We start from the raw sequence: 257 nt of genomic DNA, 5'->3' as shown, positions 1-257 counted from the left end.
TCCCTGGAGGCGCTCAAACGTCTATCTGCCGATGAACTTGAAAAACTGATTTCCTAAGAGGCGGTAGCGTGCAAGCACTCATAGAGAAGGTGGGCTCCCTTTCCCCCCAGGAAAGGAAGGCATTGGCTGTCCTGCTCAAGCAGCAAGGTGTCAATCTCTTCGAGATCGCGCCAGTGTTCAAGCGCCAGGACGGCGAGCCCCTGCGGCTCTCCTATGCCCAGGAGCGACAGTGGTTTCTCTGGCAACTGGAGCCGGAA

At 57.2% G+C, this 257-nt stretch carries 1 protein-coding gene; it reads left to right on the top strand.

Features of this window, described 5'->3' with window-relative positions:
* Positions 1 to 68: 68 nt before the first annotated feature.
* Positions 69 to 257, top strand: a 189-nt coding sequence (locus ACLJNW_RS26505) for a hypothetical protein (RefSeq protein WP_003120122.1), incomplete at its 3' end; no start/stop codon positions are given.

The sequence above is a fragment of the Salmonella sp. SAL4457 genome (assembly GCF_046548235.1).
In the GTDB taxonomy this organism is placed as follows: domain Bacteria; phylum Pseudomonadota; class Gammaproteobacteria; order Enterobacterales; family Enterobacteriaceae; genus Salmonella; species Salmonella enterica.
The sequence above is the reverse complement of the archived record's forward strand: the minus strand, read 5'-3'. Positions and strand labels throughout refer to the sequence as shown.